This window comes from Snodgrassella communis (genome assembly GCF_914768045.1).
Taxonomy (GTDB): Bacteria; Pseudomonadota; Gammaproteobacteria; order Burkholderiales; family Neisseriaceae; genus Snodgrassella; species Snodgrassella communis.
Genome location: NZ_CAJZCD010000005.1, coordinates 134,488 through 150,445, shown reverse-complemented (window position 1 = coordinate 150,445; position 15,958 = coordinate 134,488). Strand labels below are relative to the sequence as shown.

10 protein-coding genes are annotated in these 15,958 nt (G+C 48.6%); 6 read left to right on the top strand and 4 right to left on the bottom strand.

Annotated features, from left to right (window positions below):
- The first annotated feature begins 520 nt into the window (after positions 1–520).
- Entirely contained in the window at positions 521–3,967 is a 3,447-nt protein-coding gene (gene dnaE / locus MJ761_RS06890; RefSeq protein ID WP_093092957.1) for a DNA polymerase III subunit alpha, read from the top strand.
- A gap of 96 nt (positions 3,968–4,063) precedes the next feature.
- Here dnaE and MJ761_RS06885 read toward each other — a convergent pair whose 3' ends face one another.
- From MJ761_RS06885 to tsaD, 4 genes are read right to left on the bottom strand one after another with little or no spacing between them, the layout of a single operon-like run.
- Positions 4,064–4,492, bottom strand: a complete 429-nt coding sequence (locus MJ761_RS06885; protein ID WP_093092763.1) for a DUF4124 domain-containing protein — start codon at positions 4,490–4,492, stop codon at positions 4,064–4,066.
- Between the two features lie 21 nt (positions 4,493–4,513).
- Complete coding sequence (locus tag MJ761_RS06880) at positions 4,514–4,996, bottom strand: hypothetical protein (RefSeq protein WP_037404865.1); 483 nt, start codon at positions 4,994–4,996, stop codon at positions 4,514–4,516.
- A 24-nt stretch (positions 4,997–5,020) separates the two neighbouring features.
- Positions 5,021–6,925 carry an ATP-binding cassette domain-containing protein gene (locus tag MJ761_RS06875; protein ID WP_093092765.1) on the bottom strand — a complete coding sequence of 635 codons (1,905 nt, stop codon included), beginning with the start codon at positions 6,923–6,925 and terminating at the stop codon, positions 5,021–5,023.
- A 40-nt stretch (positions 6,926–6,965) separates the two neighbouring features.
- Positions 6,966–7,988 (bottom strand): tRNA (adenosine(37)-N6)-threonylcarbamoyltransferase complex transferase subunit TsaD, encoded by a 1,023-nt coding sequence (gene tsaD, locus MJ761_RS06870; RefSeq protein WP_093092767.1) that lies wholly within the window; start codon positions 7,986–7,988, stop codon positions 6,966–6,968.
- A gap of 192 nt (positions 7,989–8,180) precedes the next feature.
- On the opposite strand from tsaD, the gene queC reads away from it, so the two are divergent.
- The 5 genes from queC (at position 8,181) to gltB (ending at position 15,942) form a co-directional block, all read left to right on the top strand.
- Entirely contained in the window at positions 8,181–8,843 is a 663-nt protein-coding gene (gene queC / locus MJ761_RS06865) for a 7-cyano-7-deazaguanine synthase QueC (protein WP_037490100.1), read from the top strand.
- A gap of 110 nt (positions 8,844–8,953) precedes the next feature.
- Positions 8,954–9,226, top strand: coding sequence for an HP0495 family protein (locus tag MJ761_RS06860; RefSeq protein WP_037490101.1), 273 nt, complete (start codon positions 8,954–8,956; stop codon positions 9,224–9,226).
- On the top strand, positions 9,223–9,867 hold the full coding sequence (gene lipB, locus MJ761_RS06855; RefSeq protein WP_093092769.1) for a lipoyl(octanoyl) transferase LipB: 645 nt from the start codon (positions 9,223–9,225) through the stop codon (positions 9,865–9,867). Before MJ761_RS06860 ends, lipB begins: the two co-directional genes overlap by 4 nt.
- On the top strand, positions 9,864–10,820 hold the full coding sequence (gene lipA / locus MJ761_RS06850; protein ID WP_093092771.1) for a lipoyl synthase: 957 nt from the start codon (positions 9,864–9,866) through the stop codon (positions 10,818–10,820). Before lipB ends, lipA begins: the two co-directional genes overlap by 4 nt.
- A gap of 655 nt (positions 10,821–11,475) precedes the next feature.
- Entirely contained in the window at positions 11,476–15,942 is a 4,467-nt protein-coding gene (gene gltB / locus MJ761_RS06845) for a glutamate synthase large subunit (RefSeq protein WP_093092773.1), read from the top strand.
- The last annotated feature ends 16 nt before the right edge of the window (positions 15,943–15,958 follow it).

The window sequence follows — 15,958 nt, the reverse complement described above, 5'->3', positions numbered from 1 at the left end:
TGAACAGGCTGTCTGATGATTCAGGCAGCCTGTTTTTCATTGGTTGGTGTGTTGATGTTTTTCATTGTGTTGGTGCTCTGATTATGAAATTTGACAGATATATTTTGGCAGTTTTATGCTGTCAAATACCGCTAAAAGATGCTTTTTTTCTATAAAAAAACAGATTAACCGGAATTTTCCTGTTTTTGGAAAATGAAGTTTGTGCTTATATTAAGTGCAAATGCGTAAATCTATGCTGTTTGATCTGTAAGCCAGTAATGCTTGTACAGTTATACCCGCTTTTCTGTTGTTGAATAATAAATCAATCAGTTTTGTATCCCATATTTATTGCTGTGCCATTGAGCAAATCGGGTAAAATTAACGCTGTAACGATGCGCTTATGCATTGGCTGTATGTGCAGAATAGTGCCATTTGTATTTTTCACTATGCTGCTGATGAAGTTGCCAGTTTAGTCCATCAGTTTTATCTCTTTTTTATTTCCGATAAACCAGACAATCATTGTTCTGGTATGAAAAGTGCTATGTCCAACAATTTTCCCTATGTTCCGTTACGTCTGCATACTGAGTTTTCGATTGAAGACGGTATTGTGCGGATTAAAGAAGCAGTCAAGCGTGCCAGTACTTTAGGAATACCGGCGCTCGGCATCAGTGATTTGATGAATGTATTTGGCATGGTGAAGTTTTATAAGGCCTGCCGTAATGCTGGTATCAAGCCTATTATGGCTGTAGATGTACGTGTGGAAAATCCGGAGCAGCCAGATAAGCCTTTTCGTATGATGCTGGTGGTAAGGAATCATGCGGGTTATCTGCGTCTGAATGAATTGTTGACAGATGCTTATGTAGGCGAAGATCGCCACCCGCATCAACCTCTTATTCGGCAGCACTGGCTGGCAGAAGGAGACAACAGTGGGTTGATTTGTTTGTCAGGCGCACAGTATGGTGAGGTTGGACAGGCTTTGCTGGCGCATAAACCTGAGCTAGCTGCGCAGGTCTGTACCAAATATCAGCAATGGTTTGGAGACCGCTTTTATCTGGAAATTCAGCGCTTGCCGGAACGGCCGGAGTGGGAGGCTGTGGTAGCGGGCAGTGTGACACTTGCTGCTGAGCAACGGTTACCGGTGGTGGCTACCCATCCGGTACAGTTTATGGATGCAGAAGATTTTCAGGCACATGAGGCAAGGGTTTGTATTGCCAGTGGTTATGTGCTGGCAGACAAGCGTCGTCCGCATGATTTTGTGCCTAGTCAGTATTTTGTGACACCAGAGGAAATGGTGGCGCGCTTTGCTGATATTCCAGAAGCACTGGCCAATACGGTAGGTATTGCGCAGCGTTGTAATCTGACGCTGACTCTGGGTAAACATTATCTGCCTTTGTTTCCGACACCTGCGGGTATGACGCTTGATGATCTGCTGATACATCTGAGTAATGAGGGGTTGCGGGAGCGCATGGCTTTTCTGTATCCGGATGAAGCTGAGCGGGCACAAAAGATGCCTGAATATCAGCAGCGACTGGATTATGAGCTGGACATTATTATTCAGATGCAGTTTCCCGGCTATTTTCTGATTGTGCAGGACTTTATTAACTGGGCTAAGCAAAATGGCTGTCCGGTTGGTCCCGGGCGTGGTTCCGGCGCCGGTTCTCTGGTGGCGTACTCGTTGAAAATTACTGACTTGGATCCGTTGTGCTATAACTTGCTGTTTGAACGTTTTTTGAATCCAGAGCGGGTTTCGATGCCGGACTTTGATATTGATTTTTGTCAGGAAAATCGTGGCCGTGTGATTCAATATGTCCGCCATAAATATGGTGTACCTGCGGTAAGCCAGATTGTGACTTTTGGTACGATGTCATCTAAATCTGTGGTGCGTGATGTTGGGCGGGTGCTTGATTTGCCGTTCGGTTTGTGTGACCGTTTGTCCAAGCTGATACCGGTAGAAGCAAATAAGCCTTTGAGTCTGACCAAGGCTATGGAAGCTGAGCCACAGATTCAGCAGTTATTGCGTGAAGAAGAAGCAGAAGAGCTGATGACGCTGGCGCTGAAATTGGAAGATTTAACTCGCGGTTTGGGTATGCATGCCGGCGGGGTGTTGATGGCTCCCGGAAAAATTGCCGATTTCTGTCCGATTTATCAGGCAGGAGGTGATGATGCGTCTCCGGTTTCTATGTTTGATAAGGATGATGTTGAGCAGATTGGTCTGGTGAAATTCGACTTCCTTGGGCTACGCAATTTAACCATTATTGAAATGACGCAAAAGTTTATTCTGGAGACTACTGGAAAGAAGGTTGATGTAAATCATATTCCGCTAGATGATGCGGCCACTTACGCCAATATTTTTGCCAAAGGCAATACGACTGCGGTATTCCAGTTTGAGTCGGCGGGGATGAAGAAGATGTTGGTGACAGCACGACCGACAAAGTTTGAGGAAATTATCGCGTTTGTAGCCTTGTATCGCCCGGGGCCGATGGATCTGATTCCCGACTTTATCCGGCGTATGCACGGTGAAGAGAAAGTGGAATATCTGCATCCCAATCTGGAACCGGTACTGGATTCCACTTATGGGGTGATGGTGTATCAGGAACAGGTGATGCAAGCTGCTCAGGTTTGCGGTGGCTATACGCTGGGGGGCGCCGATTTACTGCGGCGCGCCATGGGTAAGAAAAAGGTGGAGGAAATGGTGAAGCACCGTGCCATTTTCGAAGCTGGTGCGGCAGAAAAAGGTATAGATAAGCAAACGGCCAACGAGATTTTCAATTATATGGAAAAATTCGCTGGTTATGGTTTCAATAAGTCTCATGCTGCGGCTTATGCGCTGGTATCGTATCAGACTGCTTGGCTTAAATGTCATTATCTGGCTGAATATCTGGCTGGTACGATGTCCAGTGAGTTAACCAATACCGATCAGTTGAAAATCTTTGTTGATGATGGTATTGAAAATGGTATTACTTTCCTGCCACCCAGTATTAATGAATCGTTTTATCGGTTTACACCAAATAATAATAAGCAGATTCGTTATGCGCTAGGTGCGATTAAAGGTACGGGCGAGGGGGCGGTAGAAGCAATTGTGCGTGCTCGTGAAACAGGTGGTGCGTTTACTGATCTGTTTGATTTCTGCCAGCGCGTTGACCGCCAGCATCTGAATCGCCGTACTATAGAAGCTTTAGTGCGAGCCGGTGCATTTGATGAATTGAATCCGAATCGTGCACAGTTATTGGCCAATATTGGGCTGGCCATGGACAACGCTGAACAGGTGGCTGCCAATGCTAATCAGGGCGGGCTGTTTGATATGGTGGAAGATGCCATAGAACCTTTGCAAATGGAAGAAGTCGCTCCGTGGTCACTGGCAGTGAAGCTGGCGGAGGAAAAACAGGCGATGGGTTTCTATTTTTCCGGTCACCCTTTTGAGCCTTACGCTGATAAGGTACGCGCACTGGTAAGCAGTAAACTGGCAGCACTTAAGCCATCCAATAATAAGCAGAAAGTAGCCGGTTTTGTAACTGCGGTGCGTTATATTATGGGTAAACGCGGTAAATTTGCTGTAGTGCAACTGGAAGATGGCAGTGCCAAGCAGGAAGTGGTGGTAGCAGGGCAAGCGCTGGAAGAATATGGAGCCAGTCTGAAGGCCGATCAGGTACTGATTATGGAATGTAAGGTTGCGGTTGATGAATACAATGGTGGCGATGGTTTGCGCATTACTGCGGATGATGCGTTTACGCTTGCAGAGGCCAGTGCCCGTTATGCGCGCAGTCTGCAATTACAAATCACTGCGGATACACCTGTCAGTCAGCTGGCGGCACTATTACAACCTTACCGCGAGCAGCAGGCACATGTACCGCTGAAATTCTGCTGCCAGCATCAGCAGGCGTATGGGGAATTGCGTGCGGATAAGAGCTGGCTAATCAGACCTGAAGCGGCTTTATTTGATAGTCTGTACACATTACTGGGTGATGAAGCGGTACAGGTAAGTTTCTGAGTATGATAACAGGGCGGTAGCCGGTGGCAGATAATGCGCGGCTACTGCGGTTATATTGATGTTTGTAACAGGCAATATTGGGTTGTCGCACAATTATTATTTACCCAAGGCACTATCCAGTTCCTGTTGCCGGGTTTTGACAGTATCTTCGAGACCTTTGATGCGTTCCTGATAGCGCACGTAATTACGTTCATTGCCCAGACGTATTTTTTTGCCTTCTTCCAGTGCTTTCTGGGCGTCAGCAAGATTTTTGCGGGCAGTGGCTATAGCAGCTGGATTGGAGTGATTGTTGCCGGCTGTTGAAGCTGTTTCTTTCGCTTCGATAGTGCTGTTGCTTGGGGTAGGCTTGTAGGCGCTGGTAGTAGAGAAGTTTACGCCCAGATTGCTGGCTGGGTGGCAGTTTTTGCCAGTGGGAATTTCGGCATAGCTGTGGTTGCCGCGGCTGTCGGTGCATTCATATACCTGTGCCAGCGCGGACGCACTTATCAGGGTGCTCAGTACGGTAAATATTAAGCGTTTTTTCATGATTTATCCTTTGTCTGGGTATTACATACGGCCAAGTTCTCGCTGGATGGCCTGAATATTCTGTTGCCGGTCGAGTACGGCACTTTGCAGCTCGGTGATGTTACCGCCTTTGCCTGTACGGCTGCGGTTGAGTGCCTGTTGAGCCTGTGCCAAAGCGTTGCGTTCATTGGTCAGTTCCTGCTGCAATATGGCGCGGCGGGTATTATCGCTGCCTCTGGGAACGATGTTAACGGTTGGTTGCGGACCGCTGTAAGCAGTAGCTACTCGATTCGCTGGGCGTGGGCGGCTGCGCACAGTTGCTGATGTGCTGTTGCGATAACTTGGACGACTATTGCTGTAGCTGCCGATAGGGGGCAGGCTGGCTACGGCACAGTTACCTTTAGGTTTGGAGGTATAGATAATTTCGCCATTTTCAAGGCAGGTATAAACTTTAGCACAGGCAATCTGTCCCATAAATAGGCTACCAGTTAGTATCAGTATCGGGAGGAGTTTGTTGTATGTCATTATTGAACCTTATACAGCGTTAATTCAGGTATTCAGGTTGATGTCTTCTACTTGTTGTTGCCATTTGAGCCAATTTTCCTCTGTTTGGGTTAATTTTACTTTGAGCTCGGCTAATTGGGTAATGATTTGTTGTAATTTTGCCCGGTTTTCGTCAAGATAGGCCTGTTCGCTGGCTAGAAATGCTTCACATTGTTGTTGTTGCTGTTGCCAGTTTTCCATATCACGTTCGGCTTTTTCGATGTTTTTCAGTAAGGGTTTGGTCAGGCGGGCACGTTCTTGTCGCTGTTGAGCCTCAATGCGTTTCTGTTCTTTGCGGTTGAGGCTATCAGTGGTGTTTTGTGGCTGTTCGTTGCTGTGCTGTTGCTGGGTTAAACGCCACTGGCGGTAGTTGCTCAGGTCTCCATCAAAATGTTTGAGTTCGCCCTGGTTGAGATAAATCAGCGCATCGGTGGTGGATTCGAGTAAGCTGCGGTCGTGGGATACGACTATCAGTGCGCCCTGAAAGCTTTGCAGTGCCAGTGTCAGGGCATGGCGCATGTCTAGATCAAGATGGTTGGTCGGTTCATCCAGTAGTAACAGATTGGGTTTCTGCCACACAATCATGGCCAGTGCCAGACGTGCTTTCTCACCGCCGGAAAAGGGCGCGATTGGTTGTAAAGCCATGTCGCCGATAAAGGCAAAGCTGCCAAGAAAGTTGCGGATTTCCTGTTCGCGCACTTCGGGAGACAGTTGCTGAATGTGCCAGATCGGGCTCTGGTCGGGACGCAGGGTTTCGAGCTGGTGCTGGGCAAAGTAGCCGATTTTAAGTTTTTCGGCGCGGACAATCTGGCCACTTAGCGGTTGCAGACTGCCGGATATGGCTTTGATAAGAGTGGATTTGCCACTGCCATTTACGCCAAGCAGGCCATAGCGGGCACCAGATTCTACCGACAGGTCGATATTGTGTAATACGGTTTTGTCGCCATAGCCAAGGTTGATGTGTTCCAGTTTCAGCAGAGGATTGGGCAGATGGTCGGGCTGCGCAAATTCAAAGGAAAATTCGCTGTCCAAGTGTGCTGGAGCAATGCGTTCGAGCCGTGCCAGTGCCTTGATGCGGCTTTGTGCCTGTACCGCTTTGGTGGCTTTAGCCTTGAAGCGGTCGATAAAGGATTGCAGATGCTGGATATGTGCCTGCTGTTTGAGGTAAGCCGCCTGTTGCTGTGCCAGTCGCTGTGCACGTTCCTGCTGGTAGAAATCGTAGTTACCACCATAGAGGGTAAGTTGCTGCTGTGCCAGTTCAACTGTTTGGGTGGTGGTGGCATTGAGAAAGTCGCGGTCGTGCGAGATGATGATCTGGGTGGTATTGAGATTAGCCAGATGCTGCTCCAGCCACAGGACTGTTTCCAGATCCAGATGGTTAGTCGGTTCATCCAGCAGCAGTAAATCGGTACGGCACATTAAAGCCTGTGCCAGATTCAGGCGCATACGCCAGCCACCACTGAATGATTTTACCGGCTGCTGCTGTTCATGCTGGGAAAAGCCAAGTCCGTTGAGCAGTTTGGCTGCACGTGCTGGAGCACTGTAGGCGCCGATTTCATCTAGACGTGCATGGTATTCTGCCTGTTTGAGGCCATCGTTGCAGGCTTCTGCCTGTTGCAGCAGCTGTTGCAGCAGCTGTAATTCGTCATCACCCTGCAAGACGTAATCCAGTGCAGGGATGTCCAGTGCCGGTGTTTCCTGCTTAACCGTAGCCAGATGCCAGTGTTTGGGCAAGCGGATATCTCCGCTGTCGTGGCTGATTTTACCTGCTAGCAGGGCAAACAGGCTGGATTTACCCGTACCGTTTTTGCCAATCAGACCGATGCGCTGGCCGGGATAGATGGTCAGACTGGCGTTGTGCAGCAGCTGTTTGCTGCCACGCTGTAAGCTGAGGTTTTTGATTTCGATCATATAAATCAGTGTGGTGGAATGGTGCTATCAGGGTATGGTATTACTGGACAATCTGGCTTAATGGCCAGCGTGGTTTGACATTAAAACCGGCAGCCGGCTGAGCACTGGCCAGATGCATGGCACCGGCAAAGGCAATCATGGCGCCATTATCGGTGCAGTAGGCCATTGGCGGAAAGAATGTACGCACTCTGGGCAGGTTGTTGAGGCTCTGGCGCAACTGCCAGTTGGCGCCCACGCCGCCGGCAACGACTAGCTGCTGATAGCCGGTTTGTTTTAGTGCTTGTTTGGCTTTGCTGGTGAGTACGTCTACTACAGCATCCTGAAATTCGCGGCAGATATTATTGCGGATCTGTTCTGGTAATTCTGCGTCACAACCTGTTTCTGTGCGGATTTTGTTTACAGCGGTTAGTACGGCGGTTTTCAGGCCGGAAAAGCTCATATTCAGGTCATGTGAATGTAGCATCGGGCGCGGAAAATGCAGGCTACCCGGTTGTCCTAGTCTGGCTAATTCTGCCAGTTTGGCACCACCCGGGTAAGGCAGGCCGAGCAGTTTTGCGGTTTTATCAAAAGCTTCTCCGGCAGCATCATCGATGCTTTCGCCCAGCAGAGTATAGTCACCGATGCCTTTTACTGCCATAAATTGGGTATGACCGCCAGAAACCAGCAGGGCGACAAAGGGAAAAGCCGGTTTTTCTTCGCTGAGCAGCGGCGATAACATGTGCCCCTCAAGATGGTGTACTGGAATGATGGGTTTGTTGAGGGCAAACGCCAGTGCGTTGGCAAAGCTGGCGCCAGCCAGCAGGGCTCCACCTAAGCCGGGCCCCTGCGTATAGGCAATGGCATCGATATCGCGGTAGGTTTTGCCGGCCTGTTGCAGGCAGGCATGAGTAAGCGGAGTGAGACGACGGATATGGTCGCGGCTGGCCAGCTCAGGGACAACGCCACCATATTCGGCATGCATGGCAATTTGTGTATGCAGCTGATGCGCCAGTAATCCGTGTGTGCTGTCGTAGAGAGCAACACCGGTTTCGTCACAGGATGATTCGATTCCCAATACCAACATGTTTGAATATTTGAATTTTAAGCAGTAAAGCTGGTTATTTTACCTGTTTTACACGCTTTCGTGGTTAGACTGTCAGAATGGGGGAGCAAATGTTTTATAATAAGTGACTGCGTGGTTCGCAAACTTCCCACGTCAGACGGTTAGAAAATGGGTTTCTGCCGGTTCTGGAATCAAAACTAAGGAATCTGAATAATGAAACAATATGCTGAAGCACTGGTAATTTTTTCTGGTGGTCAGGATTCAACTACTTGTCTGTTGCAGGCTATCGCAACTTATGGACGCGAAAATGTACAGACGATTACTTTTCAGTATGGCCAGCGTCATGCGATTGAGCTGGAAAAGGCACGCTGGATAGCGCAAGACTTGGGTGTGGCACAGACAGTGATCGATTTATCGCTGCTGCAAAGCATTACTCATAATGCATTGATGGATGAGCAGCAGGTGGTTGAAGCGCCGACGGCGGGGCTGCCAAATACCTTTGTCGATGGGCGCAATGCGCTGTTTTTGTTGTATGCAGCGATTTTTGCTAAGGGTAAGGGGATTCATGATGTGATTGCCGGGGTGTGTGAAACTGATTTTTCCGGTTACCCGGATTGCCGCAATGTGTTTGTGCAGTCGATGAATGTAACACTGAATCTGGCAATGGATTATGAATTCCGGCTGATTACGCCGCTGATGTATCTGGATAAGGCGCAGACATGGTCGCTGGCTGATGAGCTGGGTTATCTGGATTATGTGCGTAATCATACGCATACCTGTTATAACGGGGTGGAGGGCGGCTGCGGCGAGTGCCCGAGCTGTGTGCTGCGTGAACGCGGGTTACAGACTTATCTGGCGCAAAAAACTGTTGTTTAGTATAAGTTTGTTGCCGCTGTTAGCTTTGGATTAAAAATTTTTACGTGAATAAGCCTGTTTTGCATGGGATTTAAATGGTACAAACGTGTGCAGACAGGAAAGGTACAGAGATGAGTGATAATCTGAAAACCAGTATTATTGAATTTCCACTGGATTTCCCGATTAAAGTAATGGGTGCGCAGCATCCTGAGTTTGCGGCTACGGTATTGGAGGTAGTGCAGCAGCATGCACCGGCAACGGCAGCAGCAGATATCAATACCCGCCCGAGCAGTAAGGGTAATTATATTAGTGCAACAGTGGTTATCCGTGCGCAAAGTCAGGAGCAGCTGGACAATATTTATCGTGCTTTAAGCAGCCATCCGATGGTGAAGGTTGTGCTATGAAGGTGGTGCAGCTGGGCTTGCGCGCTTATCGGCCGGTTTTTGAGGCGATGCAGGATTTTACGGCGAATCGTACCACTGAAACGGAAGATGAATTATGGGTTGTAGAACATCCGCCGGTGTTTACACAGGGGATGGCCGGCAAGCCCGAACATATTCTGGTGCATGATGAAATTGAAGTGGTGCAGATTGACCGTGGCGGGCAGGTAACTTATCACGGCCCGGGACAACTGGTGGTGTATACGCTGATTGATTTTAAGCGGCGCCATATTACCGTACGGGAGCTGGTGAGCCGGCTGGAAAACAGTATTATTGCTACGCTGGCTGATTATGGTATTGCAGCAGAAAATGACCCGAAACGTCCCGGTGTTTATGTAAACGGCCGGAAAATCGCTTCACTGGGGCTGCGTATCAAGCAGGGTTCGGTGTATCACGGGCTGGCACTGAATGTGAATATGGATCTGACACCGTTTACACATATCAACCCGTGTGGCTATGCCGGCTTGCACATGACCCAGATGGCCGATCTGACAGAGCCTTGTCCTGCGCTTGCGGATGTTGCCAAACGTTTAACCGGCTACCTGACTTTGCAATTGAATGCACCGCCGCCTGAGCGGCCATCTATACAGAAAGTTGTATTATGAATCAAGATAATAGCCAAGGGGTAAAACACAAGGGTGCAGAAAAAACTGCGCGTATTCCAATTAAAGTTGTACCGCTGGAAGAAAAACTGAAAAAACCAGAATGGATTCGGGCGCGGCTACCCAGTAGCCAGAAATTTTTTGAAATTAAAAGCATTGTCCGTGAGCAGAAGTTGCATACGGTATGCGAAGAGGCCAGTTGCCCGAATATTGGCGAATGTTTCAGCAAGGGAACGGCAACATTTATGATCATGGGTGATATCTGTACCCGCCGCTGCCCGTTTTGCGACGTAGGGCATGGTCGCCCCAATCCGCTTGATCTGCAGGAACCGAAACATCTGGCCGCTTCGGTGAAAGCGATGAATCTGCGTTATGTGGTGATTACTTCGGTGGATCGCGATGACTTGCGTGATGGCGGAGCACAGCACTTTGCTGATTGTATTAGTGCTATTCGAGAATCCAGCCCACATACCCAGATTGAGGTGCTGGTACCGGATTTCCGTGGCCGTTTGGATACGGCGCTGGATATTCTGGCACAAACACCACCGGATGTACTCAATCATAATCTGGAAACCGCTCCGCGGTTGTATAAACAGGCGCGACCCGGTGCGGATTATCAGCATTCGCTGAAGCTGTTGAAACAGTATAAAGCGTTACGGCCGGAAGTGGCGACGAAATCCGGTTTGATGGTGGGGCTGGGTGAGCGTGATGAAGAAATTCTGGAAGTGATGCAGGATTTACGCGCGCATGATGTGGAGATGATTACCATCGGCCAGTATTTGCAGCCTAGTAACAGCCATTTGCCGGTATTACGCTATGTTACGCCGGAACAGTTTAAGATATTTGAAAAACGTGCCTATGAAATGGGCTTTAAGCATGGCGCAATCGGCGCAATGGTACGTTCCAGCTATCATGCCGACGTTCAGGCTGAACATGCTGGAGTGGTCAGCGAATAACATGCTAACAGGGAGATGCTTGCATCTCCCTTTTTTATTAATAGATAAATCACTCTTATTGGCTTGAAACAGAAATATTGACGGCAACATTAAGATGGCGCTGTCTTGCGTATGTGCTTTTCTACTATAGAGGCTGAAAACGGAAAATTATTTCCGGCGTATTGTCAGTATTGTTGTTACAGAGTAGCGACTGGCGAGATTTAGGTATAAAAACTTTTCAGGTGGCGACCGGAAATTCTTCAGGGCGAAAGAGGTACAGGACAGGCTTATCTTTGTATGGATGTCTGAGAATAGGTTTTATTTTAAAGGTAGTGTTATATTGTTGAATTAAAATATGAATTGATTATTATTCTCATTAATTTAACTTGCTAATGGCATTATTTACTCTTTTTGCCCATTTTTTTAGATTTTAAAGCCTGATTGCCATTAATATGTAATTTGGTGAAATATAGCATATTTTTTGTTCAATACCGTTTTAATGCGTTTTAGATTGAATATATGTAGTGATTTCAACTGAAATTTAATGAAATCATAGATTTTTTTTTGTCATGCTAACCAAAAAAAATTTTGACGCATATAGGTAAATTTTTGTATGTTTGATATCTTGACTAATCAATTTGTGCTTTGCAGTTAATGCAGTAAGCGAGGTTTCCTGATGTCCAGTTTATACGACCACACTTTAGTAAAAGAAAACTGCGGTTTTGGATTAATTGCCAATATTGAAGGCGAACCCAGCCACAAGGTGGTGCGTACCGCAATATTGGGGTTGTCTCGCATGCAGCATCGCGGGGCGATTCTCTCTGATGGCAAAACAGGTGATGGCTGTGGCCTGTTGCTACAAATGCCGAAAAAATTCTTTCAGGCGGTAGCCGAAGAAGTTGGCATCACGCTGGCAAAGAATTTTGCGGTGGGCATGATATTCTTTCCACGTGATGAGGCATTGGCACAGGAGTACAAGGCCATTATTGAGGAGGAGCTGACTCGTGAAACGCTGAATATTTCACTATGGCGGCCTGTACCCACTAATCCGAAAATGCTTGGTGCCATTGCACTGGCAGATATGCCACATATTGAGCAGGTTTTTATCAATGCGCCGGCCGGCTGGCTGCCGCGTGATTTGGAACGGCGGCTGTTTATGACCCGCCGGCGCATTGAAAAGCGTATTAATCACCGCGATTTTTATATTTGCAGTTTGTCTAATCAGGTAACGATTTATAAAGGGCTGTGTATGCCCAAGGATTTACCGCGGTTTTATCCTGATCTGGCTGATTTACGCATGCAAAGTGCAATTTGTCTGTTTCACCAGCGATTTTCAACCAATACGCTGCCACGCTGGCAGCTAGCGCAACCATTTCGTTATCTGGCGCACAATGGTGAAATCAATACTATTTCCGGCAATCGGGCTTGGGCACGGGCGCGCTCATATAAATACCACACTCCGCTGATTCCGGATTTGCAGACAGCGGCTCCATTTGTCAATGAAACCGGCTCTGATTCCAGCTCACTGGATAATATGCTGGAGCTGTTTGTAAATGGTGGGATGGATTTATTTCGAGCCATGCGCTTACTGGTACCGCCGGCCTGGCAGCATAATCCGGATATGGATGAGGATTTGCGCGCATTTTATGATTTTAATTCCATGCATATGGAACCGTGGGATGGACCGGCAGGGATTGTGCTCAGCGACGGCCGCTATGCAGCCTGCACGCTCGACCGTAATGGCCTGCGGCCGGCGCGCTATGTGATTACTCAGGACAAGCTGATTACCATTGCATCAGAAGTAGGTATCTGGGATTACGCGCCGGATGAAGTGGTGGAAAAAGGCCGTGTCGGCCCGGGCGAACTGCTGGTAATTGATACACGTGAGGGGCGGCTGATGCAATCGGCCGACATCAATACCGAATTAAAAACGCGCCATCCGTATAAAGAATGGCTGGACAAAAATGTTCTATCACTGGTTCCGTTTGAGAAGCTGCCAGACGAAGAAGTAGGCGAATCCAGTTTTTCAGCAGACAGACTGCTGGTTTACCAGAAATTGTTCGGTTATGACATAGAAGAACTGGAAAGTGTCGTGCGCGTACTGGGCGAAAATGGTCAGGAAGCAGTGGGCTCAATGGGAGACGATACGCCGTTTGCCGTGTTGTCGCAGCGACCGCGGGTATTGTTTGATTATTTCCGTCAGTATTTTGCCCAAGTCACCAATCCGCCGATAGATCCTTTGCGTGAAAAACATGTAATGAGCCTGAACACCTCCATCGGGCGCGAAATGAGCGTGTTTTTTGAAGCCGAGGGCATGTCGCACCGCGTGAATTTTCAATCGCCGGTACTGCTGTTCTCCGATATGCAGCAGTTGCTGCAATTATCAGCCGAATACTATCAGCATCATCATCTGGATGCAGTCTATAACCCGAATGAAATCAGTCTGAAAGAGGCACTGGTGCGCTTGTGTGATGAAGCCGTGGCCGCAGTCAGAAATGGGGCAGTGCTGCTGGTGATTTCAGACCGTAATGTCAGTCGAGATGCCATGCCGATTCCGGCTGTTCTCAGCGTCGGCGCGATTCAGCAGCGACTGGTGGAAACCAATCTGCGCTGTGATGCAAATATTATTGTTGAAACTGCTTCGGCACGCAATCCGCACCATTTTGCTGTACTGATAGGCTTGGGCGCCACAGCAGTGTATCCCTATCTGGCCTATGAGAGTCTGGCCAGAATGGTGAGCATTGGCGCGATTACCAAACCATTACGGCAAGTAATGATCAATTTCCGCGATGGCATCAATAAAGGTTTGTATAAAATTATCTCTAAAATGGGCATATCGACCATTTCTTCCTATCGCTGTGCCTGTCTGTTTGAAGCAATCGGCTTTCATCAGGAAGTGATGGAGTTGTGCTTTAAAAATATGCTTAACCGGATTGAAGGAGCCACTTTTGCACAACTGGATGCGGAGTTACGCTGGTTTCACAAGCGCGCCTGGCAGAAAAGCCGAGGGCTGGAAATCGGTGGCTATCTGAAATACAAGCCACAAGGAGAATTCCACACCTATAATCCTGAAGTGGTCAATACTTTGCAGGCAGCCGTCAATAGTGGTGATTATGCCAACTATCGCCGTTATGCAGATACTGTAAATAAGCGGCCTCCTTCTATGCTACGCGATTTGCTGCGGCTGAAAACCGAAACTGCTACACCAATAGCACTGGAACAGGTGGAAGCGGCTGAAAACTTGTATAAGCGTTTTGACAGTGCAGCCATGTCGATAGGAGCATTAAGTCCAGAAGCGCATGAGGCACTGGCCACAGCGATGAACCGGCTGGGCGGTTTTTCTAATTCTGGTGAGGGAGGCGAAGACCCGCGCCGTTATGGTACCGAACGGGTATCACGGATTAAGCAGGTGGCCTCAGGTCGTTTCGGAGTGACACCGGCTTATCTGATGAGCGCCGATGTTATTCAGATTAAAGTGGCTCAGGGTGCCAAACCGGGAGAGGGGGGACAGTTACCGGGAGACAAGGTTACCCCGTATATTGCACAACTGCGCTTTGCCGTGCCTGGTTCTACTCTGATTTCACCACCACCACATCATGATATTTATTCGATTGAAGATTTAGCGCAGCTGATTTTTGATTTAAAACAAATTAATCCGCGCGCACTGATTTCTGTGAAACTGGTGTCTTTACCGGGTGTTGGCACCATTGCTACCGGAGTAGCCAAAGCTTATGCTGATCTGATTACCATCTCTGGTTATGATGGTGGTACCGGAGCCAGCCCGATTACCAGCGTGAAATATGCTGGCAGCCCGTGGGAGCTGGGATTGGCCGAAGCTCAGCAGGCACTGGTGGAAAATAATCTGCGCCATAAAGTGCGCCTGCAAGTAGATGGCGGCCTGAAAACCGGTTTGGATATTGTTAAAGCAGCGATTCTTGGTGCAGAAAGCTTTGGTTTTGGTACCGGGCCGATGATTGCCTTAGGCTGTCGCTATCTGCGCATCTGTCACCTGAATAACTGTGCTACCGGCGTAGCTACTCAGGACGATACCCTGCGTCAGGAACATTTCCATGGTTTACCAGAAAAAGCAATGAATTATTTCAGATTCATTGCACAGGATGTGCGCGAAATCATGGCACAGCTAGGAGTAAGCCAGTTAACCGATTTAATCGGCCGTACCGAGCTGCTGGAAATCGTGTCTGGCATCACGCCGAAACAAAGTACGCTGGATTTGAGCAAGCTACTGTACTCACCTAAAGTACCGGATGGCAGTTCGCGTTACTGTACTCAGACCAATCCGCCGTTTGATAGCGGCCGCCTTAACCGCACCATCATGCAGGATATCGGGGATGCAGTGCAAAGCGGTGCAGATGTGGATTTAAGCTATGACATCAACAATACAGACCGCTCAGTAGGTGCTACTTTGTCCGGTCAGATTGCTGCGGCTTACGGCAATCGCGGCCATGCACCACAACGCTTTGATATATACCTGAATGGTACCGCCGGACAAAGTTTCGGTGTATGGCTGGCCGGAACCGTAAACCTATATCTGACCGGAGATGCCAACGATTATGTAGGCAAAGGAATGGCCGGCGGCAAGATTGTGATTCATCCGCATGGTGGTACAGCATTCCGGCCGGAAGACACCACAATTATTGGCAATACCTGCCTATATGGCGCTACTGGTGGCAAGCTGTTTGCTTCCGGCAAGGCCGGTGAGCGTTTTGCCGTGCGCAATTCCGGTGCAACAGTTGTCGTGGAAGGTATTGGCGACAATGGTTGCGAATACATGACTGGCGGTGTGGTATGTGTACTGGGTAAAACCGGAATCAACTTCGGTGCTGGTATGACTGGCGGTTTTGCCTATGTACTGGATGTGGATGGAGGCTTCAGGCAGCGCATCAACCCTGAGCTGGTGGAAGGGCTGGATATCAGTGCGCTGAGCATGCATCAGGAAAACCTGCGTGGCTTAATTGCTGAGCATGTGGAGAATACTCATAGCCCGTTAGGGGAACGCATTCTGGCAAAATGGGACAATTATGTTAACCGCTTTGTACTGGTTAAACCGAAAGCCAATGATGTTCATGCGCTGCTGGGACACAAACCACGTACCGTTACCGAGCTGAGAGCCGTTACACAGTAAAACCGCTCCAAAATCA